Origin of the sequence: Bradyrhizobium sp. B039 (assembly GCF_038965675.1) — a bacterium.
In the GTDB taxonomy this organism is placed as follows: Bacteria; Pseudomonadota; Alphaproteobacteria; order Rhizobiales; family Xanthobacteraceae; genus Bradyrhizobium; species Bradyrhizobium diazoefficiens.
The window spans coordinates 2,351,621-2,372,911 of the sequence record NZ_CP152416.1; the positions used below are offsets into that span (position 1 = coordinate 2,351,621).

19 protein-coding genes are annotated in these 21,291 nt (G+C 66.1%); 8 read left to right on the forward strand and 11 right to left on the reverse strand.

The window, feature by feature from the left end; translation table 11 throughout:
• Positions 1 to 4 precede the first annotated feature (4 nt).
• Positions 5 to 1,291: a flavin-dependent oxidoreductase gene (locus AAFG50_RS11165; RefSeq protein WP_271558082.1), complete on the reverse strand. Its 1,287-nt coding sequence runs from the start codon at positions 1,289 to 1,291 to the stop codon at positions 5 to 7.
• A 128-nt stretch (positions 1,292 to 1,419) separates the two neighbouring features.
• On the opposite strand from AAFG50_RS11165, the gene AAFG50_RS11170 reads away from it, so the two are divergent.
• Entirely contained in the window at positions 1,420 to 2,040 is a 621-nt protein-coding gene (locus AAFG50_RS11170; protein WP_011085290.1) for a glutathione S-transferase family protein, read from the forward strand.
• Between the two features lie 91 nt (positions 2,041 to 2,131).
• Here the strand turns inward: AAFG50_RS11170 and AAFG50_RS11175 are convergent, their stop codons facing one another.
• Positions 2,132 to 3,052, reverse strand: a complete 921-nt coding sequence (locus tag AAFG50_RS11175; protein WP_028175017.1) for a LysR family transcriptional regulator — start codon at positions 3,050 to 3,052, stop codon at positions 2,132 to 2,134.
• A gap of 91 nt (positions 3,053 to 3,143) precedes the next feature.
• Between AAFG50_RS11175 and AAFG50_RS11180 the strand changes: the two genes are divergently transcribed.
• The 4 genes from AAFG50_RS11180 (at position 3,144) to AAFG50_RS11195 (ending at position 8,576) form a co-directional block, all read left to right on the forward strand.
• Positions 3,144 to 3,587 (forward strand): nuclear transport factor 2 family protein, encoded by a 444-nt coding sequence (locus AAFG50_RS11180; protein ID WP_028175016.1) that lies wholly within the window; start codon positions 3,144 to 3,146, stop codon positions 3,585 to 3,587.
• An 89-nt stretch (positions 3,588 to 3,676) separates the two neighbouring features.
• Positions 3,677 to 3,808, forward strand: a complete 132-nt coding sequence (locus tag AAFG50_RS11185; protein ID WP_231166719.1) for a DUF1127 domain-containing protein — start codon at positions 3,677 to 3,679, stop codon at positions 3,806 to 3,808.
• A 349-nt stretch (positions 3,809 to 4,157) separates the two neighbouring features.
• Positions 4,158 to 6,167 (forward strand): methyl-accepting chemotaxis protein, encoded by a 2,010-nt coding sequence (locus tag AAFG50_RS11190; protein ID WP_342714174.1) that lies wholly within the window; start codon positions 4,158 to 4,160, stop codon positions 6,165 to 6,167.
• Between the two features lie 399 nt (positions 6,168 to 6,566).
• Positions 6,567 to 8,576, forward strand: a complete 2,010-nt coding sequence (locus AAFG50_RS11195; RefSeq protein ID WP_039184963.1) for a methyl-accepting chemotaxis protein — start codon at positions 6,567 to 6,569, stop codon at positions 8,574 to 8,576.
• 70 nt (positions 8,577 to 8,646) lie between these two features.
• Here the strand turns inward: AAFG50_RS11195 and AAFG50_RS11200 are convergent, their stop codons facing one another.
• The 3 genes from AAFG50_RS11200 to AAFG50_RS11210 all read right to left on the reverse strand — a co-directional run bounded on the left by AAFG50_RS11200 (position 8,647) and on the right by AAFG50_RS11210 (position 11,135).
• Positions 8,647 to 9,333, reverse strand: coding sequence for a glutathione S-transferase N-terminal domain-containing protein (locus tag AAFG50_RS11200; RefSeq protein WP_028175587.1), 687 nt, complete (start codon positions 9,331 to 9,333; stop codon positions 8,647 to 8,649).
• 132 nt (positions 9,334 to 9,465) lie between these two features.
• Entirely contained in the window at positions 9,466 to 9,792 is a 327-nt protein-coding gene (locus tag AAFG50_RS11205; protein ID WP_028175588.1) for a hypothetical protein, read from the reverse strand.
• 212 nt (positions 9,793 to 10,004) lie between these two features.
• Complete coding sequence (locus AAFG50_RS11210; RefSeq protein ID WP_011085296.1) at positions 10,005 to 11,135, reverse strand: site-specific DNA-methyltransferase; 1,131 nt, start codon at positions 11,133 to 11,135, stop codon at positions 10,005 to 10,007.
• Between the two features lie 413 nt (positions 11,136 to 11,548).
• On the opposite strand from AAFG50_RS11210, the gene AAFG50_RS11215 reads away from it, so the two are divergent.
• Positions 11,549 to 12,490, forward strand: a complete 942-nt coding sequence (locus AAFG50_RS11215; protein WP_011085297.1) for a neutral zinc metallopeptidase — start codon at positions 11,549 to 11,551, stop codon at positions 12,488 to 12,490.
• A 258-nt stretch (positions 12,491 to 12,748) separates the two neighbouring features.
• The gene (gene moaB, locus AAFG50_RS11220; protein WP_028175589.1) at positions 12,749 to 13,312 is read left to right on the forward strand and encodes a molybdenum cofactor biosynthesis protein B; all 564 of its coding nucleotides are present in this window, start codon (positions 12,749 to 12,751) and stop codon (positions 13,310 to 13,312) included.
• 210 nt (positions 13,313 to 13,522) lie between these two features.
• Here the strand turns inward: moaB and AAFG50_RS11225 are convergent, their stop codons facing one another.
• From AAFG50_RS11225 to AAFG50_RS11235, 3 genes are all read right to left on the reverse strand, one after another.
• A complete protein-coding gene (locus AAFG50_RS11225) occupies positions 13,523 to 13,663 on the reverse strand; it encodes a hypothetical protein (RefSeq protein WP_156149833.1) in 141 nt (46 codons plus the stop codon).
• Complete coding sequence (locus AAFG50_RS11230) at positions 13,663 to 14,637, reverse strand: helix-turn-helix domain-containing GNAT family N-acetyltransferase (protein WP_028175590.1); 975 nt, start codon at positions 14,635 to 14,637, stop codon at positions 13,663 to 13,665. The genes AAFG50_RS11225 and AAFG50_RS11230 overlap by 1 nt, the downstream gene beginning before the upstream one ends.
• Positions 14,638 to 14,714: 77 nt before the next feature.
• Positions 14,715 to 15,290 carry a glycosyl transferase gene (locus AAFG50_RS11235; RefSeq protein WP_011085300.1) on the reverse strand — a complete coding sequence of 192 codons (576 nt, stop codon included), beginning with the start codon at positions 15,288 to 15,290 and terminating at the stop codon, positions 14,715 to 14,717.
• A gap of 331 nt (positions 15,291 to 15,621) precedes the next feature.
• Between AAFG50_RS11235 and AAFG50_RS11240 the strand changes: the two genes are divergently transcribed.
• Positions 15,622 to 16,461, forward strand: coding sequence for an RMD1 family protein (locus AAFG50_RS11240; protein ID WP_028175591.1), 840 nt, complete (start codon positions 15,622 to 15,624; stop codon positions 16,459 to 16,461).
• On the opposite strand, the gene AAFG50_RS11245 is transcribed toward AAFG50_RS11240, so the two are convergent.
• The 3 genes from AAFG50_RS11245 to AAFG50_RS11255 all read right to left on the reverse strand — a co-directional run bounded on the left by AAFG50_RS11245 (position 16,455) and on the right by AAFG50_RS11255 (position 21,290).
• On the reverse strand, positions 16,455 to 18,071 hold the full coding sequence (locus tag AAFG50_RS11245) for a PEP/pyruvate-binding domain-containing protein (RefSeq protein ID WP_028175592.1): 1,617 nt from the start codon (positions 18,069 to 18,071) through the stop codon (positions 16,455 to 16,457). The genes AAFG50_RS11240 and AAFG50_RS11245 overlap by 7 nt on opposite strands.
• 11 nt (positions 18,072 to 18,082) lie before the next feature.
• Entirely contained in the window at positions 18,083 to 20,011 is a 1,929-nt protein-coding gene (locus AAFG50_RS11250; RefSeq protein ID WP_028175593.1) for a hypothetical protein, read from the reverse strand.
• An 82-nt stretch (positions 20,012 to 20,093) separates the two neighbouring features.
• On the reverse strand, positions 20,094 to 21,290 hold the full coding sequence (locus AAFG50_RS11255; protein WP_028175594.1) for an acetate/propionate family kinase: 1,197 nt from the start codon (positions 21,288 to 21,290) through the stop codon (positions 20,094 to 20,096).
• Position 21,291: the final 1 nt, after the last annotated feature.

Genomic DNA, 21,291 nt, shown 5'->3' on the forward strand with positions numbered 1-21,291 from the left:
CGACCTAGGTGCTCGCGCCTCTCGCATCGGCGCGCCGCGGCACGATCGGCGGCTTGGCATTCAGCGCCTCGACCTGGAACCCCGCGACGCGCTTGTAGTTGGCGGCGATGTCTTCCAGCTCGTGCTGCGACAGCACGTCGGTGACGACCTCAAAGCCGTCGGGCGCGCGCTCTTCGACCAGTTGCATCACCTGCTCGGGTCCGTTCTTGCGGTTGAGCAGGACGAGGTCGGTGGTCGCCGGCCTCCGCTCGGCCTCGTAGGCGAGCAGCGCTGCCTGCGTCGGGCCATGCGCCAGGATCTCGCGGGTGATGACGCGGGCATCGAGGATCGCCTGCGAGGCGCCGTTCGATCCGATCGGGTACATCGGATGCGCGGCATCCCCCATCAGCGTGACGCGGCCGAACGTCCACTGTGACACCGGATCGCGGTCCACCAGCGGATATTCGTAGGCGTGCGGGCAGTTCCGGATCAGGCCGGGCACGTCGAGCCAGTCGAACTGCCAGCTCTCGAACCACGGCAAGAACTCCTCCAGCCGCGCGGTGCGGTTATAGTCCTCGCGTCGCCACTGGTAGGTCGGCGGCATGTGGCGCTCAGCGACCCAGTTGATCAGATGGTTGCCCGCCGCATCCGGCACCTTGCTGATCGGATAGCAGACGAATTTCAGGATCTCGTGCCCGGCCATGATCATGGTGCGGCCGGTGAGGAATGCCTTTGCCGGCGTCACGCCGCGCCAGAGGATGCGGCCGTTCCAGATCGGCGGGCCTTCATCGGGATAGAGCTTTTCTCGTGCGGCGGAATGGATGCCGTCGGCGGCGATCATGATCGCGCCTTCGTAGGTGCCTGCGGCCTTGCCGGTCGCCTTGTCGATAAAATCGGCGCGGACGCCGTCCGCTGTCTCGGTCCAGCCGGTCAGATGATGGCTGGTGAGGATGCTGTCGCGGCCGAGCCGCTCGATTGCGGTGTCGAGCAGGAGCTGCTGCAGCGTGCCGCGATGGATCGAGAATTGCGGCCATTTGTAGCCGGCCTCCAGCCCGCGCGGCTCACTCCAGATCGGCTTGCCGTGCTTGGAGAAGTAGGCGAGCTCGCTTGTGCGCACGCCGCTGGCATCGAGCTTGTCGATCAGCCCGAGCTCGGTCAGCTCGCGCACGGCATGCGGCAGCACGTTGATGCCGACGCCGAGTGGTTTCAGCTCCGCGACGCTCTCGAACACTTTTACGGGAACGCCGATTCCGTGCAGGCTGAGCGCAAGCGTCAGCCCGCCGATGCCGCCGCCGGCGATGAGTACCGTCATGACAAAGCCCCTCCGATTGCGGGCGTCTTGGCACAGGCGGGCGGATGTGGGCAACTGCGAAGAGGATGTCGTGCTATGGACCTCGGGGCCGACAGTCGTTAATTTCCAATTTTCCCATGAGGTCCGACATGCTCAAGCTCTACTACGCCACCGGCACCTGCGCGCTCGCCACCTACATCACCCTGGAGGAGGCCGGCGCCGACTACACGGCTGAACGGCTGAGCTTCAAGGACAATCAGCAGAACAGCCCGGACTATCTCGCCATCAACCCGAAGGGCCGCGTGCCCGCGCTGGTGACCGACCGCGGCGTCCTGACCGAGACGCCGGCGATGCTGGCCTATATCGCGCAGACCTTTCCCAAGGCGAAGCTCGCGCCGCTCGACGATCCCTTCGACTTCGCCCAAGTGCAGTCGTTCAATTCCTATCTCTGCTCGACCGTGCACATCAACCATGCGCACAAGATGCGCGGCGCGCGCTGGGCGACACAGGAGAGCTCGTTCGCCGACATGAAGGCGATGGTGCCGAAGACCATGGGCGCCTGCTTCGCCCTGATCGAGCAGAAGATGTTTAGGGGGCCGTGGGTGATGGGCGATCAGTTCACGATCTGCGATCCCTATCTTTACACCCTGTCGACCTGGCTCGAAGGCGACAGCGTCGACATCAACGCCACGCCGAAGATCGCCGATCATTTCAAGCGGATGTCGGAACGGCCTGCCGTGCGCAAGGTGATGGACGCGCAGAAGGCGTAAGGTTCTTGTAGGGTGGGCAACGGCGCGAAGCGCCGTGCCCACCATTTCCACGTCATGAAAGAATTGGTGGGCACGCTTCGCTTTGCCCACCCTACGACGAAGCCCTCCGCTTCTCCAACTCCCGTCCCGTCTCCAGCATCAGCCGCCGCAGCCAGATCGAGCCGGAATCCATCTGCGCGCGGGTCGGATAGAACATGAACTGCTCGTCGATGCCGGGGTCGAGCGGTGGGGTCACGGTGACGAGGCCGAGCTGCCTCGACAGCGCCGCGATCAGCCGGCGCGGCACGAAGGCGACAAGGTCGGTGCGGGCGGCGACGTGCAGCGCTTCGAGATAGCCTGACACGACGAGTGCAATGTGCCGCTCGATGCCCTTGGCTCGCAGCCAGGTGTCGATCAGATCCTCACTATTGCCCCGGATGATCACGCCGACATGGCGCGCGGCGAGGAACGTTTCGCGCCGCTTCAGCTTGGTTCCCATGGGATGGCCGCGCCGCACCGCCAGCGCGTCGCTGTCGGTGTAGAGCAGCTGGCGGTGAAATCCCTTGAAGGCGTTGCCGATCGAGATCACGAGGTCGATGGTGCGGGCGAACTCGGCGTGGAAGATCGCAGGCCCCCGCCACGGCACGACATCGACGCGAACGTTGGGAGCGGCCCGCGTCACTTTCTCCATCAAGGGCGGCATCAACAGCTCGACCGCGAGGTCCGGCATCATCAGGCGGAATTGCCGTTCGCTGCGCGCGGCGTCGAATTCATCCGGCACGAACAGCCCGCGCACCTGATCGAGCGCCTGTGCCAGCGGCGCGCGCAGGGCCTGTGCCCGCGGCGTCAGCTCCATGCGCGCGCCGGTGCGCACCAGCAGCGGGTCGCCGAAGATGTCGCGCAGGCGTTGCAACGCGTGGCTCGTCGCCGGCTGTGACAGGCCGATCCTCATGGCCGCGCGGCTGACATTGGCTTCGCGCAGCAGCGCGTCGAGTGCGGTCAAGAGGTTCAGGTCAAGCGAATTCAAATTCATGAGGCGAATAGATATCATATTGGCTATCGATTTGAAGAATGCTGATCGGCGGACGATGATCTCCACGACGCCACCACACGGAGATGCCGCCATGAGCGCTGCCGCCAACAAGAAACTGATGCAGGATATTTTCGCCGCCGCCGCCAACCCCGATCCGGGCGCGCGCGACCGCGCCCTGTTCGCCGCAAGCCTCGCCGACGATGCCAGATGGGTCGTGACCGGCCAGTATTCCTGGTCGCGCACCTTCACCGGCAAGGAAGCGATCCTCAACGATCTGCACGGCTATGTGCGCACCCGCCTGCGCGACCGGACGCGCACCGTTGCCCACCGCTTTATCGCCGATGGCGACATCGTCGTGGTCGAAGCCAAGGGCGACAACGTCACGCCGGAAGGCGTGCGCTACGACAACGATTACTGCCTGGTGTTTCGCCTGGAGGGCGGCAGGATCAAGGAGATCCGGGAATATTGCGACTCGGTCCTGACCGAGAAGGCGCTCGGCCCGTTTCCGCAAACACCCGCGAGGGCCGCGAGCTGACCGGATTGAACGACGTCGCGCCGACCGACCGACCCGGTCCGTTACGGCCGTCAATGGTCGTGCGGGCCTGGCGGACGCTGGTGGAGATCATGCGGGTCCGGCGGGAGCGGTCCCGGGCCCGGTGCCAGCTCGCTGCCATGACCGAGCGGGAGCTGCAGGACTGCGGGATGACCCGGTCGGAGATTGCGTACGAGCTGCATAAGCCCCGCCGGCGAAGTTAAGATCGGAAGGCGTTGCCTCGCCCCCGCTGGAAGCGGTCGAGAACGCGCTTGGCAAAATGACGCAGGGGCGGCCTGACGAACGTCCATCGGGACGCTCCATGCAGCGATCTGCATGCGCCTGCGGGCCTTGCGCCAAAACCTTGCGCAACTGCCGATAAAATCAGCAGTTCTGCTGCGATCCTTCGCGCGCACGCGCGAAGGATTAGAAGGTTCAATTAACGAGTGTCCCCCATTGTGTCGCGGTGCAGCGTGGGTCGCCGAGCAACGACCCACGGCTGCCAGGGTGGCCGGTGACGATCGCCGGACGTTCGGCCGCTCGAATTCACATGCATCTGGGTGGACAGTGGGAATGCCGAAATTTCGTTTGCGGATCAGGGGACGCCTGTACGCAGGCTTCATGGCCTTGGTGGCGGTCGGTCTCGTGATGGCGGTGGTCGCCATCTGGAACTTGCGGGCCGTGCAGGATCAGGTCGCAAAACTCTCGGCGTTCTCGGACAGCACGGCGCGGGTTCTGGAGATCTCGACCCATCTCCAGGCGATCCAGCGGGCCAATCTGCGCTACATCTACGACGCCAGCGAACCTGCGATGAAGGAAGCTTCTGAACGGGAAGCCGCGGCGACCGAGCTGTTGAAGGTCGGAGCGCAGGGGACGGCCTCCGAGGAGCGGCGCAAGCTCTACGAAGATCTCATCACCGACATCGCCAGGATGCGGAGCCTGCGTGACAATCTCGGCGACGCCGTCAACGAGGCGCGAACCGGCAAGGCGACGCTGTTGCCGAGCGGCGACGAACTGACCGTCAAGATGGGCAAGCTGGTCGATACGGCGCGCGCAGCCGTTGACGAAGACACCGCGGCCCTCGTTGCGGACCTCGAATCCAGGCTCCTTCTCGTCCAGATCGCGAACTGGCGTTTCTTGGCCTTGCGCGACACCAAGGGGCCGGCCAACTTCAGGACGAATGTCGACAGGGCCATGCAGCGGCTCACGGCGCTCGAAAAGAGCCCGCAGGCGACGGAATTGCGCGCCACGCTCGCGCCGGTGAAGACCTCGCTCGGAATCTACAAATCCGCGTTCGAGACGACGTCGGCCGCGATGCTCCAGGCCGACGAGATCTATCACAAGAACCTCGCCCCGCTCATCGTCGAGAGCATCGGCAAGCTCAAGGTCGCCGAAACCACCCTGAAGAAGGACTACAAGGATTCGCGTACCACCGCCGAAGCCGTGATCGAGGGCACGACGTCCGTGCAGGCGATCGCGGGCGGCCTCGCCGTTCTGTTCGGGTTGATCGTCGCCTTCCTGATCGCCCGCAGCATCGTCGGTCCCCTGACCTCGATGACGCGCGCGATGGGGCTGCTCGCCGGTGGCAATCTCGAGGTCGAGATTCCCGGCCGCGGCAAGACCGACGAGATCGGCGACATGGCCAAGGCGATCGAGGTGTTCAAGAACAACATGGTCGACACCGAGCGCATGCGCGCGGAGCAGGTGGAGGTCGAGGCGCGGCAGGCCGAGGGCCGCAAGAAAGACATGGTCCGGCTCGCCGACCAGTTGGAGCAGGCGGTCGGCGAGATCGTCGACACCGTGTCGTCGGCATCGAACGAGTTGGAGGCCTCGGCCGGCACGTTGACCACGACCGCCTCGCGGGCCCAGGACCTGTCCACGGAAGTCGCCAGCGCCTCACAAGAGGCCTCGGCCAACGTACAGGCGGTTGCCTCCGCGACCGAGGAGCTGTCCTCCTCGGTTTCGGAGATCGCCCGCCAGGTGCAGGAATCCGCCCGCATCGCCAGCGAGGCGGTGGGGCAGGCGAGCAGGACCAACGACCGGGTCGGCGAGCTCTCCAAGGCCGCCGCCCGCATCGGCGACGTGGTCGAGCTGATCAGCACCATCGCGGGCCAGACCAATCTGCTGGCGCTGAACGCCACCATCGAGGCGGCGCGCGCGGGCGAGGCCGGCCGCGGCTTTGCCGTGGTTGCCTCCGAGGTCAAGGCGCTGGCCGAGCAGACCGCGAAAGCGACCGGTGAGATCGGCCAGCAGATTTCCAACATCCAGGCCGCTACCGAGCAATCCGTCGGCGCCATCAGGGAGATCAGCGGCACCATCGAGCGGCTGTCGGAGATTTCCTCGACGGTCGCGGCCGCCGTGGAGCAGCAGGGCGCGGCGACGCAGGAGATCTCCCGCAACGTCCAGCAGGCGGCCCACGGCACCCAGCGCGTTTCCACCAATATCGGCGACGTGCAGCGCGGTGCCTCCGAGACCGGTTCGGCCTCCTCGCAGGTGCTCTCGGCGGCGCGCTCGCTGTCAGCCGACAGCAACCGGCTGAAGCAGGAGGTCGCCAGGTTCCTGAACTCGGTCCACGCCGCCTGATCGGCGCGGGCGTTTCAAAAGCAAAGGTCCACGCGCAGGCGCGTGGACCTGCGATGGTGGCGTGCCGGAAGTTGCTCGAGGCCGGGATAAATTCGTCGATACAATCGGGCGTGTGACTCGCGCCGCATCCTGGCGCAAGCCGCGCCGGACAAATTCGATTGCCACTTTCCTGTTCAGATGATCGCAGAACTGGCGGCGCCTGCCATCACCACGGCATCTTTCGTGCGATCCTCCGTAGTCGACGCGTGGCAAATGCAGCATTGAATTAAGAAGTATTCTTCATGGTGTCGCGGTGCAGCGCGAATCTCCGAAAGGTGATTGCGGCTGGGCGGGGGGCCGCTGCGACGTCGGGGAGTCGTTCGGTTGCTCCATCTCTCTTGCTATGGATGGACGGTGAAGATGCCGAGCTTGCATTTCAGAATCCGGGGGCGTCTCTACGCCGGATTTTCGGTTCTCGTTGTCGTGGGCTTGATCATGGCCGCGGTCGCGATCTGGAATTTGTGGGCGGTCCAGGGCCAGATGGCGCGGCTATCCGCACTCTCGGACAACACGGCCCGCGTCCAGGAAATCTCGATCAACCTCCAGGCGCTGCGGCGCGCCAATCTCCGCTACATCTATGACGCCAACGAGCCGGCCTTCAAGGAGGCTGCGGAGCGGGAGGGGGCGACGGTGGAGCTGCTGAAGGACGCGGCCAAGTCGACGGTCTCCGAGGAGCGGCTCAAGATCTACAATGGCCTGATCGGTGACGTCGAAAAGATGAAGTCCCTGCGCGAGCGCATGGGCGCTGCGGTCAACGAGACGGCGAAAGGCAAGGCTGTTCTGCTCGCCGGCGGCGATGAGCTGACCGCCAACACCGGCAAGCTCGTCGACGCCGCGCGTGAAACCGGCGATACCAGCGTGACCGCCCCCGTCGCCGATCTCGAATCCAAGATCCTGCTGGTTCGTGTTGCAAACTGGCGCTTCCTCGCCGTCCGGGACGCAAAGGGGCCGGCGACCTTCAGGACCAATGTCGATCGGGCGCAGCAAGCGCTCAAGTCACTGGAGGGGGCCGGTCTGCCGAACGAGGTCAAGGTCGCGTTCGGACCGATCAAGAGCTCGCTTTCGGCCTACAAGGCGGCGTTCGAGACGACCTCCGCCGCCATCCTCCAGGCCGATGAAATCTACCGCAACAGTATCGCTCCCCTGATCGGCGAAAGCGTCGACAAGCTCAAGGTGGCGGAGACCGGATTGAAGGCCGACTACCAGAAGTCGCGCGCGGCCGCCGATGGCGTCATTGCCAATACGACCTGGATCCAGGAAGTCGCCGGCGGCCTTGCGATCCTGTTCGGCAGCCTCGTCGCCTTCCTGATCGCGCGCAGCATCGTCGGACCGCTGACCACGATGACCCGGGCGATGGGAGCCCTCGCCGGTGGCGATCTCAAGGTCGAGATTCCGGGCCGTGGCAATCGCGACGAGATCGGAGACATGGCCAAGGCGATCCAGGTGTTCAAGGAGAGCATGGTCGAGACCGAGCGCCTGCGTCACGAGCAGGTCGAGGTCGAGGCGCGGCAGGCCGAGGGCCGCAAGGCCGACATGAGAAACCTGGCCAATCAGTTCGAACGTGCGGTCGGCGAGATCGTCGACACCGTGTCGTCGGCATCGAACGAGTTGGAGGCCTCAGCCGGCACGTTGACCACGACCGCCTCGCGGGCCCAGGACCTGTCCACGGAGGTCGCCAGCGCCTCTCAAGAGGCCTCGGCCAACGTACAGGCGGTTGCCTCCGCGACCGAAGAGCTCTCCTCCTCTGTCGGCGAGATCGCCCGCCAGGTGCAGGAATCCGCCCGCATCGCCAGCGAGGCGGTGGGGCAGGCGAGCAGGACCAACGACCGGGTCGGCGAGCTCTCCAAGGCCGCCGCCCGCATCGGCGACGTGGTCGAGCTGATCAGCACCATCGCGGGCCAGACCAATCTGCTGGCGCTGAACGCCACCATCGAGGCGGCGCGCGCGGGCGAGGCCGGCCGCGGCTTTGCCGTGGTTGCCTCCGAGGTCAAGGCGCTGGCCGAGCAGACCGCGAAGGCCACCGGTGAGATCGGCCAGCAGATTTCCAACATCCAGGCCGCTACCGAGCAATCCGTCGGCGCCATCAGGGAGATCAGCGGCACCATCGAGCGGCTGTCGGAAATCTCCTCGACGGTTGCCGCGGCCGTCGAACAGCAGGGCGCGGCGACGCAGGAAATCTCCCGCAACGTCCAGCAGGCGGCTCACGGCACCCAGCGCGTCTCGACCAATATCGGCGACGTGCAGCGCGGCGCCTCCGAGACCGGTTCGGCCTCCTCGCAGGTGCTCTCGGCGGCGCGCTCGCTGTCGGCCGACAGCAACCGGCTGAAGCAGGAGGTCGCGAGATTCTTGAACTCGGTCCACGCCGCCTGATCGGCGCGGGCATTTCAAAAGCAAAGGTCCACGCGCAGGCGCGTGGACCCGGGTTGAAGGCGTGGCGCGATCAGGCGACCTTGGTCATCATGTGCTTGAACATGTTGGCGCGCGCTTCGTCGTCCATCTCGGCCTTGAAGGTGAACTTGTCCTTCAGCCCGATCGCGCGCACAGCCGCAGGGCGCGCCGAGATCTCGTCGACCAGGCGCTTTACGTTCGGATATCGTGCAAAGGCGTCGTCGCCGAGCTTGAATGGCACCATCCGCGCCCAGCCCCACAGCGCCATGTCGACGATCGAATAGCTGTCGCCGACCATGTAGCGGTGGTCTTTGAGGTGGCCGTCGAGAATCTTGTAGTGGCGATCGGTCTCGTACTGATAGCGGTTATGGGCGTAGTCGTGGTTCTGGTCCTTCGGCGCGAAATGCTTGAAGTGCACGGCCTGGCCCGAATACGGGCCGACGCCGGTGGCGATGAACATCAGCCATGACAGCGTCTCGCCGCGCAACGAGGCGGTGGGCAGGAATTTTCCGGTCTTCTCGGCGAGATAGAGCAGGATGGCGTTCGAATCGAACACGATCGTGCCGCCGTCGTCGATCGCCGGCACCTTGCCGTTCGGATTGATCTTGAGGAAATCCGGCGTGAACTGCTCGCCCTTGCGGGTGTCGATCTTCACCGGCTCAAAAGGAAGGCCGGACTCTTCGAGATAAAGCGCGACCTTGGTCGGGTTCGGCGAACCGTTGAAGTAGAATTTGAGCATCACACATCTCCCCAGTGTTTCTTGCCGAGAGTGAACGCAGCGTCATTGCCGCGGGGCCGGCCTGTCTTGCCTGAAGCTCGTCGGGGAGGGCAACCGGCGAGTTTGCCGGGCGGTACCTGCGCGCCGCGCAGATCAGCCGGCGTAACAAAGGCCGATCGCCGCCGTAATAATCATCCCGGCGCCGACGGCTTCCAGCCGCAGCCCGAGCCGCGCGGCAAGATGCATGTCGGAGGCCCGTGCCGATCGCTCCGATCCGCGCGAGTAGCCGTGCACGATGACGTCGTGATTGAAGTCGTCGTGCGCCTCGTTGCTGCTGGCGAGCCCGACGCAGACCACGAGCACGCCGAACAGAGCGAGGCCGAAAAATCCCAGCAGCGCGATCAGGAACATCGGAAACATGCCGAGCAGGAAGATCGGCAGCAGCGGCACCAGCAGCAAGGTCTCGGACTGTCGTCGCATGAGAGCCAACCGGTCAGGACGGGGCTGATCGGTCGAATCTAGTCCTGGTTCCGCTGGCTTTCAACCACCGCTGCCACTCCGGGGCGCGCCTCTTGGCGCGAGCTATGATGCGCAATTGCGCATCTGAGAGTCCATTGGGCGGCGTGTGCTTGGGTTCGATGGATTCCGGGTTCTCGCTTCGCGGGCCCCGGAATGACGGAGGAGAGGGAGGACTACTCCGCCGCCATGCCGGAGCGGATCTCGGCGCGGAGCTCGTCGATCAGCTTGAGACCCTTCTTGGTCTCGACATGCCAGAAGGTCCAGCCGTTGCAGGCCTGCGCGCCCTGCGCCACCGCGCCGATGCGGTGGATCGAGCCGACCTTGTCGCCGAACATGATGGCGCCGTCGGCGCGGACCAGGGCGCCGAGCTTCTTCTTGGCGTCGAACAGCTTCGTGCCGGGCATGATCATGCCGCGCTCGATCAGCTCGGAGAACGCGACCCGCGGCGCCTCGCGCGCGGTCATGAACGGGGCAAGGCTTGCCTCCGGCAGCGGCTCGACCGCGGCGATGCGGGCCTCGGCGGCCTTGGCGTAGGTCTTGTCGCGCTCGAAGCCGATATAGGAGCGGCCGAGACGTTTGGCGACGGCGCCGGTGGTGCCGGTGCCGTTGAAGGGGTCGATCACGAGATCGCCGGGCTTCGATGACGACAGCAGCACGCGCGCGAGCAGGCCTTCCGGCTTCTGCGTCGGATGCACTTTCTTGCCGTCGGCGCCCTTGAGGCGCTCCTCGCCGGTGCAGAGCGGGATCAGCCAGTCGGAACGTGCCTGCACGTCCTCGTTGGCGGCCTTCAGCGCTTCGTAGTTGAAGGTGTAGCCCTTGGCCTTCTCGTCGCGCGCGGCCCAGATCATGGTCTCGTGCGCGTTGGTGAAGCGGCGGCCGCGGAAGTTCGGCATCGGGTTGGTCTTGCGCCAGACGATGTCGTTCAGGAGCCAGAAGCCGAGGTCCTGCATGATCGCGCCGACGCGGAAGATGTTGTGATAGGAGCCGATCACCCAGATCGTCGCCGACGGCTTCATCGCGCGGCGGGCGGCAAGCAGCCAGGCGCGGGTGAAATCGTCATAGGCGGAGAATGAATCGAACTTGTCCCAGTCGTCGTTGACGGCATCGACATGGGATTCGTCGGGGCGCTTCAGATCGCCCTTGAGCTGGAGATTGTACGGCGGATCTGCGAACACCAGATCGACCGAACCAGCCTGAAGCTTCGACATCTCGGCGACGCAATCACCGAGGATGATGCGATGCGACGAAGACTCAAAATTTGTGCGGGGCGCCCTTGCAGACGCCCCGCGACGCGACTCTACCATGACTCAAGAACTCTGACTCAGGCGACGCTGTCGGCGACGCGGGACCAAACAACCGACTGACCGTTACATTGAAGGGGCAAAGTAAAAATCGACTTAATCCGCCGCTTTCGTGTGCAGGCCTCGCATCGCGCGTCGTGCGTGGTTCGCTGTTCGCATTCGCCGAGTTTTACAGTGTATTTCTCGTTTCTTCGCGCTGCGGGAGCCGCTGGAGCTGCGAAACGACTCCAAATTTCTCTCGGAAAAAATTGCTCAACCCTCGGAAAAAATTGCTGGCATCGGCATGCTGTCGCACTAGGCAATAATTGCCGAGCGGGATATTGATAAAGGCAACGGAAATTTTACGTATGTGGCGCGTTGAGCTTTGTCGCATTTGCGCCCAATTGACGCCATCAAGGACTTAAGGGAAGCCCGCCATGCGCTACGATGATTTCCGCCGCAGCGACGACATCGAGGATCGTCGCGACGAAGGCGGCGGCGGGTTTGGCGGCGGCGGAGGCGGCGGGTTCGGCCTGCCCATGGGCGGCGGCGGGCTCGGCATCGGCACCATCATCGTGCTCGGCCTGATCGGCTACGCCTTCGGCATCGATCCGCGCATCCTGATCGGCGGCGCCGAGATCCTCACCGGCGGCGGCCAGGCGCCGAGCTACCAGACCGATCGCCAGTCGACGTCGGCCAAGCGCGGCGCGCCGACCGACGAGATGGGCAGCATGATCTCCGGCATCCTCGGCGAGATCGACGACCGCTGGAGCGAGATCTTCCAGGCCAGCGGCCAGTCCTACACCGGTCCGAAGATCGTGCTGTTCCGCAACGCCACCAATGGCGGCCGCTGCGGCATGGCGCAGTCGGCGATGGGTCCGTTCTACTGTCCGCCGGATCGCACCATCTTCCTCGACACCGGCTTCTTCCGCGAGGTCGAGACGCGCTTCCGCGGCTGCTCCGGCAAGTCGGCTTGCAATTTCACCACCGCCTACATCATCGCGCATGAGGCCGGCCACCACATCCAGAACCTGCTCGGCATCATTCCGCGCGTGACGCGGCTTCAGCAGCAGGCCGGCAGCAAGGCTGAGGCCAACGCGCTCCAGGTCAAGGTGGAGTTGCAGGCGGACTGTCTGTCCGGCGTCTGGGTCAACCGCGAGGCGAAGAAGCGTCCGAACTTCCTGGAAGCCGGCGATATCGACGCCGCGCTGACCACGGCCAGTGCGATCGGCGACGACACGCTCCAGCGTCAGGCCACCGGACGCGTCGTGCCCGATTCCTTCACCCATGGCTCGGCCGCGCAGCGCAAGCAATGGTTCATGACCGGCTACCAGCAGGGCACGGTCCAGGCCTGCAACACGTTCGGCGGCGGGTCGTAGTACACTGGACTTCGTGCCCCGGACGTAGCGCAGCACGAACTATGATGCCCAATTGCGCATCCGGGAATGCAGGAGTAGTGGCGTCATCCTGAGGTGCTCGCCTCTTCGGCGAGCCTCGAAGGATGGCGAGCTCCCGGCCTATCCTTCGAGGTGCGCCCTTGCGGTGCGCTTGCGCCGCAAGAGCGCGCACCTCCAGAGCGAACGCAAATGCGTTCGTCCGGGGATGACGGCGGTGGCCGGGGAAACAGGAGTGAAGTCGTGGCCTCGATCGACGAAGCAAAACAGTTCATCCCGCTCAACATCGCGGTGCTGACCGTCTCCGACACGCGCGCGCTCGCCGACGACAAGTCCGGCCAGACGCTGGCCGACCGCCTCACCGACGCGGGCCATCATCTTGCCGCGCGCGAGATCGTCACCGACGACGTCGAGGCGATCCGCGCCGTCATCCGCCGCTGGATTGCAGATAGCGGCGTCGACGTCGTCATCACCACCGGCGGCACCGGCTTCACCGGGCGCGACGTCACGCCGGAGGCGATCGAGCCCTTGTTCGAGAAACGCATGGACGGTTTCTCGATCGCATTCCACATGCTGAGCCACGCCAAGATCGGCACCTCGACGATCCAGAGCCGCGCCACCGCGGGCGTTGCCGGGGCAACATACATCTTCTGCCTGCCCGGCTCTCCCGGCGCCTGCCGCGACGGCTGGGACGGCATTCTCGCCGCTCAGCTCGACTACCGCACGCGCCCCTGCAATTTCGTCGAGATCATGCCGCGCCTCGACGAGCATCTGCGCCGGCCGAAGGCGCAAGGCGCGACGGCGTAGTTGCCGGCGTTGACGCTTTCTTCCCTTCTCCCCCTTGTGGGAGAAGGTGGCGCGAAGCGCCGGATGAGGGGTTCCCTCCGCGGAGACCTGTGCTCGTGGAGACATACCCCTCACCCATCTGAGCCCGCGTCTACCGGCGTCGCTGCCCTCTCCCACAAGGGGCGAGGGCATAGCGATGCGCATCTCGCTCTTTGCGACACTCGTTCTCGACTAGAATTTGCTGGTCAGCGAACTCCACACCATCAGCCACATCTGCCGGCACGCCTCCGCGTGCAGGCGTCGCGCCCGGCGCTTGTAGAGATCGACGAGCTCTCCGGTGATGCGGTGCGCGGATTGGTGCCGCTGGTGCATCAGAGATCGCGCTCCCAGGTTTCGCCGACGAGGTTCTGGCCGAAGCTGCGGTGCGGCTCGGTGGCGACCAGCTTGAAGCCGGCATCCTGATAGATCTTTCGCGCGGCTGTGAGATTGCTCTGCGTCCACAGTGTCATCCGCCGATAGCCGCAGGCCCGTGCGAACGAGACGCATTCGGCGACCAGCCGCTGGCCGAGACCCTGTCCGCGTGCGGCGGGGTCGAGCAGCAGCAGCCGCAGCTTGGCGACGTCGTCGCTGGCCTTCACCAGGAACACCGAGCCGACCGGGCGGCCCTCGATGTCGGCGATCCAGCAGCGCTCGCGCGAGGCATCGTAGGAGGTCATGTATTTGGCGACAATCTCGGCCACCAGCGCCTCGAAGCCGGAATCGAAGCCGTATTCGCCAGCATAGAGCGCGCCGTGGCTCTGCACCACCCAGCCCATGTCGCCGGGGCGGGGATCGCGCAGGATCGCGCGCGGCGCCGGCGCGCGCGGCAAAGCGAGCAGCCGCTCGATCGTCTCCATCGCTCCGGTGAGCCGCCTGCGCTCCTCGTCCGGCAGCGGCCGCAGCATCGCGGCGACGTCCTCCTGGGACGAGCGCTCCAGCTTGGCGAAGGCCTGGCGGCCCTTTGCGGTCAGGCTGAGCTGAACCTGCCGGCGGTCGCTGGCAAGTGGCTTGCGGGCGATCAGGCCGCTCTCGTCGAAATTCTGCACGATGCGGCTGAGATAGCCGGCGTCGAGCCCGAGCGCGATGCCGATCTCCTTGGCCGATTGCACGCCTCCATGGGCGAGCTCGTAGAGCACGCGGGCCTCGCTCAGCGAGAACGGGCTCTTCAGGAGCTGCTGGTCGAGAACGCCGAGCTTGTGGGTGTAGAAGCGGTTGAAGGCGCGGACCGCCTGAACCTGGTCGTCGGCGACCTGTCCGGCCGCAGCGCTTGATGACGACGAGCTTGATGGCAGAGGGCTTGATGGCATGGGTCACCTCAATATTTGCCATTGTCAAACAATTATTTGACGTTGGCAAGCATCAAGAGTGAGTATAAAAGGTGGCTTTAGCCGACCATGACGATCCGGCTGCGCAGCATGGTCCGGGACGAGCGGCCGAGCCGGCGCAGCAGCCGCGCCTCGGAGCGGCGGGCCTGGGGCGGGTAGCCGCCGATCCGGTCGTAATGGTCACGCGCGATCAAAAGTCCCTGATCGCCGAGCGGGCCGACCAGCTTGCGGGCCACGGCGCGGAGCATGTCGCGGAATCCGGTGTCGGCGTAGGGCGAGCGGGCGTAGCGGAACACCGCCGCGCGGTCCCGGCCGCTGCTCGCGACGGCCTGGATGAATTGGGTGGTCTCCTCGATCCAGCCGGTTTCCAGCACCGCGCCTGCGGGCAGGAACATCAGCCAGGCCGACCGGGCCTGGAGCGCACCGGCGGCCAGCGCCGCGCCCTGCGAGGATCCCTCGAAGCCGATGAAACGGCAGCCGGCGACGTCGGCCACGCGCTCGATGACGCCGTTGCGGGTGCCGTCGACCAGGAGCACTTCCCGGACGATGCCCGCGGCGGCGCCGGGGACCAGCGCGGCCAGAGTTGCGACCGCCGTCTGCTCGACGCCCTCGGTCGGAATGATGACGCTCAGCATGGTTGAGGCTTCGATGTCCGCACTTCGGGAGAAGCGTAACTTGTTATGATGTTGTCATAAACACGCGGCAATGCCGAGTGCAACTTTTCGGCGGGGCTCCGCCGTTCGATGGTAAACTGCCAGAGCCATCGCATCCAAAGATGTCCCGCGCGGGACGGCAATGTTGCTGAATATTTCGGCGCAGCTTTGTCTTGACCGTATTAACCCGGAGTTTCGTTCCGATATTGCGCGCCACGCAGGCGGATCGCAATCCTACGAGAGGAGGATGCGAGTGGAACGACGCCCGGGAACGGGAAAAGCAGGCAATCCATTGTGCTGAAGAGGGCTTCGTATGACTGCCGATCAACTTGCTGTTAGCGCGCCGTCGACATCTCCCAGGCCGGCCGCCGCGCCGACCTTGCGGATCCGGGCGCTGATGCTGGGCGACCGCATCAATGCTTCGGGCCTCGAGCTCGGCGCGCTGGTGTCGTCGACGCCGGCCGCCTTCCGCGTCCATGCCGGCCTTGCCGTGATCTTCCGCTACGGCGTCGTGGTGCTGATCGGCCTGTTGCCTTCGGAGGAGAAGGTGCTGATCGACAGCCTGAAGCCGCGCGTGATCGGCGAGCTCAGCCCCTATGAGGAAGAGACCGCGCAGGCGCAGCTCTGCAACGACGAGAACGCCGAGGTGATCCAGCCGGGCGGGCCGATCTGCCTCGCCAAATTCTCCGACGACCGGTTGCTTCTGGTTGCCGACGCGCTCGCCAAGAGCACGTCGCTGGCGCGCGACGAACGGCGTGTCGCGGCCGTGTTCGACGTCATCGAGCCGTTCGCGCGCGAGCTCGCCGAGCGCGGCCGCACGCCGCGCCGGCGCAGGGCCATTCTGCAACTGATCGGCAACGCGCTGCTGGTGCAGCAGCGCGTCGCCGGCCGCGTCGCCGTCGCCGAGAAGCCCGACGTGCTCTGGGAGAAGCCCGAGCTCGACCGGCTCTATGCCCGTCTCGAAGACGAGTACGAATTGAAGGAGCGCCTCGACACGCTCGAGCGCAAGCTCACCGCCGTGTCCGAGACCGCCAATGCGCTGACCGACATCATCGACACCGAGCGCTCGTTGCGTCTCGAGATCGCCGTGGTGGTGCTGATCCTGATCGAGGTCGCGATCGGGTGTATCCAGATCTTCGCCGGCATTCACTGAGCCGCGGCGGCGCGTGCCGGCGGATCGAGGTCGCCGGCCTGCGATTGCCATTTCGCGATCTCGGCGAGTTCGGCGTCGGGGCGCGTCTCCACCGTGCGGCAGCGTCCGAGATAGAGTTGTCCCGCATCGCCCTCGATCGTGATCCAGTCGCCCTCCGACAATGTCGCGTCGGCAAGCTGGGCCTGCCGCGAGACAGGATCGATCTTCAGCGCGTGACAGCCGACCACGCAGGGCTTGCCCATCTGCCGCGCCACCAGCGCCGCATGCGAGGTCCGCGCGCCGACCGCCGTGACGATGCCGGCCGCCACCGCGAAGCCTGCGACGTCCGCGGTGCTGGTATCGGGACGCAGCAGGATGACCGGATCGCCTGTGGCCGACAGGCGCTGGGCGCTTTCGGCGTCGAAGACCGCGCGGCCGACGCCGATGCCCCCGGACGCGCCGATGCCGATCGCCGCCGGCTCGCCCGCGCAGACCAGTGCGGTCGCGGCGAGCGAGGCGAGGTCGATCCCGGCGATCCGCTCCAGCGCCTCGTCCTGCGTGATCAGCCCCTCATGCACGAGGTCGATCGCGATCCTGACCGCCGCACGCGGCGTTCGCTTGGCCGCGCGCGTCTGGAGGATCCACAGCCTGCCATCCTCGACGGTGAACTCGACGTCCTGCACGTCGCAAAATTCACGCTCGAGCCGCTTCAGGATATCGACAAGCTCGGCTTCGGTCCGCGGCAGTGCGCGCACGATCGCATCCTCGGCGTCGGGGGAGCGGCGCCCGGACACGACGTCCTCGCCCTGCGCATCGAGCACGAGATCGATCATCGGGCGCGGTGCGCCGGTCGAAGGATCGCGCGAGAAGGCCACGCCGGCACCCGATGCCAGCCCGCCATTGCCGAACACCATCGCCTGCACCGTGACGGCGGTGCCCTGGAGCCCTTCGAGTTGCTGGAGTTTCCGATAGGTCTTCGCCCGCTCGCTCGTCCAGGACCGGTAGACGGCTTGCGCCGCGGCTTCGAGCTGCGCGACCGCATCCTCGAGCCAGCCATCGGCGTGATCCTCGACCAGCGCCTGTTCGTCGCCGGCAAGCCGCTCCAGCGCTTCGCTGTCGAGCGCGCGATCGTTCTCGGCACCTTCGGCCTCGACCAGTTCCGAGATGCGGGCCGCGAATGCGGCGGCGTCCAGCCCGAGCACGGTCTCGCCAAAACTCTCCAGGAAGCGCCGCCGGCAGTCCCAGGCGAGCCGCGGCCGGCCGGTCGCACGGATCAGGCCGTGCACGGCATCCGACGTGCAGCCGACATTGAGCACGGTGTCGAGCATGCCCGGCATCGATCGGGCGGCGCCCGAGCGCACCGAGACCAGCAGCGGCAGCCGCCGGTCGCCGAACCGCCTTCCGGTCGCGCTCTCCAGGAAGGCAATTCCTTCCTTGAGCCCGTCGCTCAGATGACGCTCCGCATGCGCGTGCCCCGCGATGATGTCGGCGCAGAGCTTGACCGGCAGCACGAAAGCCGGCGGCACCGGCAGGCCCAGTGCCGCCATCCGGGCGAGGTTGGCGGCCTTGGCGCCGATCTCCTCGGCGGGACGCAGTTCGGTCGCCTCGGCGCCGATACGCACGATATGCATGGTGCTTCCCCCTAGGCTGCGAGATCGATCATGATGTGCCGGCGCAACAGATGCCCGAAGCCGGCGAAACGGTCGGTGGCGCGCTCGATGGCGCGGGCAAGCTCGAGCACCGAGAGCGAGGTCGCGACGTCGAAGCCGCCGCCGAAGACCAGCGCGGTCGTCGCACGCTCGTGGCCGTCCGCGGCATGTTCGGCATCGATCAGACGGGTCACGGCGGACAGCGCATCCTCGGAATCGGCGCGCCGCCCTTCCGGCACGTCGGTGGCCGCGGCGACGCCGCTGGCCGCGACCTCTGTCGCGGTCATCGCCACCACACAGAGTTCGGCGAGTGCGGCCAGCAGCGACGGATCAGTTCGCTCAGGCATCAGCGAGGCGATGAAGGCCGCCTGCTCCAGTTCGTCGACGGCCTCTTCGGCGCGATCGATCAACTGGGCGATCGTTGGCCGGGCGTTGAGCCGGTCGACTTCCTTGCGCGTTTCGAGCGCAATGCGATCGGCCTTCTGTTCGATCGCGCCGCAGCGTACCGCCAGCAGCTTGCGATCGGCCGGCTGGCCGGCCCGAAGCGTCGCAATATGGCGGGAGATCGCCGCAACGAGATCATGGGCAAGCCCGATCTGGCGCAGCACCGCGGCGAGCAGGGTGCCGTCAACGCGCTCCAGATGCCGCACCAGGTCGGCTTCGATCTGGTCGCGGACCGTCCTGACGGAGCGACCTGCGAGCAGCGCCTCGGTGGAGGCGCGCAGTGCCGCCTTCAGAAAATCGATCGCCGCGGCGCGGCCGAGCGCCTGGTCGAGCCGCTCGCCGAAGCCGATGCGCGCGGGGGCGGCGTTGCGCACCGCCGACCCCAACAGCTCGTTGCCGCCGAGCTCGAGAAAGCCGCGATGGCCGATCCGCTGTCGCGCCGCCCATTCCAGGATTCGTGTGGCGTCGTCCTTGGCAACCCAGGTCCGCAGCAGCTTGCGCGCCTTGTTCCAGTCGATCAGGAACACCAGCGCGGCGCCCACGGCCGCGAGGAATTCGTTGCGATCCGCGGCGTGAGCCGGCTGATACTGGCCGGTGACGAGATAGAATGAATGGTCTTCGCCGAGGCCTGCGGCGGTGTGGCGGTCGAGCCCGCTCCAACTCGCCTCGAACTTGTCGAACAGCGAGATGAAGAATTTTGCCCGCGCCAGATGTACGTCGGTGTAGGTGACAGTGACCGCGTTCTTCTTGACCGCGATCACCACCACATGGGCGTCCGTGGTGCCGATGTCGTTCTGGATCAGCAGCCGGCCGCCCGAGCGGGTCGCCATGGTGTCGAGACCGGGGTGGTTGAACTTCAGCCTTCGCGTCTGGTTCAGACCCTTCATGAAGGCCTCCACCGCGCCGCGATCTTCGCCGTGCAGTCCGAACACATGGGCACCGTCGAGCGTTTCCTCCGAACAGTTCGCCGCAAGCTTGTTCAGCGCCTTGTGCAGATCCATCACCAGCCGATGGAGGCTGTCGCCGGCCGTCTCGGCAACGCCGGTCAGGCGCGCAATGCGGGAAAGATCGATTTCATTGGTGGCATCGAGCAGACCCGCGCTTCGGACGGCCGTCAGCCGCGCGTTCGCCTTGTCGCCGTCCGACGGCGCGCCGGCGCTGACGGCGCGGATCATGGCCGCAGCGTCGTCCTGGATCTCCTTCATCAGCTTGGCGAGGTTCGGCGCCGCGAGCCGGGACGGTCCGACCAGATGGGCGCCGCCGATCAGCGTTGCGATCGCGGCTGGTGCAATGCCGGCGGCGTGACTCTCGACCGCAAGCTCGCTGGCGGGACGATCGGGATCTTGCGCATGCCGAGCCGCCGCCTGGAGCGCACTCATCCGCACTTTGATGCGGTCATTGGCGGCAAGCCCTTCCGCCACCAGCGCGGGCAACAGGATGTCGCCCTGTCCGAGTTCTTCGATGATCTGGGTTTTCATGGTCTGTCCGCGCAACGGTTGATGCCGTCCTTATGCCGCGAAGTTGCGACGGCCTCATTGCGTCAGATCATTCATAAAACCGTCACGCAGCGTGTCGTTCGCGCAGCAGCGCGGCGCAATGGCGCGCGATCGCGATCTCTTCGTTGGTGGGAATGATGAAAATGTCCACCGCACTGTCGCCGGCGCCGATCCGCTCGCGTCCCTCGTCATTCGCCGCTGCATCGATGCGGACGCCGAGCCAGGCGAGACGCTCGCCGATCGCGCTGCGGATCTCGCTGGCATGCTCGCCGATGCCGCCGGTGAAGACCAGACAGTCCAGCCCCTGAAGCGTGGTCGCCATCATCGCGATCTCCTGCGCCGCACGGAAGGTGAAGAGATCGATCGCGTCCCGTGCCGCAGCCTCGCGGCTCGCAAGCAGCGTGCGCATGTCCGCGGACATGCCGGAGACGCCGAGCAGGCCCGACTCGTGATAGAGCAGGTGCTGGACGTCTTCGACCGACATCCCCTCGTGCTGCTGCAGATAGAGCAGCACGCCGGGGTCGATCGTGCCGCTTCGCGTGCCCATCACGAGGCCGTCGAGCGGCGTCAGTCCCATCGTGGTGTCGACGCTGCGGCCGTTGCGGAGTGCGCAGAGACTTGCGCCATTGCCGAGATGCGCGATGACGGTGCGCTTCGCAACGAGCTGCGGCGCGATTCCGGCGAGGCGGCCCGCGACATATTCGAACGACAGCCCGTGAAAGCCGTAGCGCCTGACGCCGCGCTGCTCGAAGCGCCTCGGAATCGCAAAGCGGCTCGCAGGCGGTGCAAGTCCGTGATGGAAGGCGGTGTCGAAGCAGGCGATCTGGGTCAGCGCGGGACGGATCGCGGAGAGGGTGCGGACCGGCGCGAGGCAGCGCGGCTGGTGCAGCGGCGCCAGCGGCGTCAGGGCCTCCAGCTTCGCGGTGATATCGTCCGTCAATTCGACCGGGCCTGAATGATCCGGCCCGCCGTGGACGATACGGTGGCCGACTGCGCGCAAGCTGTCTTGGCCGAACCGGTCGTCGATGAAGGCGAGCGCGTCGGCGAACAGGTGGCCGCCGTCGGCATCGGCCTCGTCCCGCCGCTTCTCGAACAGGTCTTCGCCCGCAGCGCCTTTCACGACGAGCCGGGGCCTGGCCTCGTGCTCGTCGAGCAGGCCCTTGCAGAGCAGCGCGGGCTCTGCTGTCGAGATCTCGAACAGGCCGAACTTGATGCTCGACGAGCCCGAGTTGAGGACGAGAACCGCCTCTGGCGCCGGCATG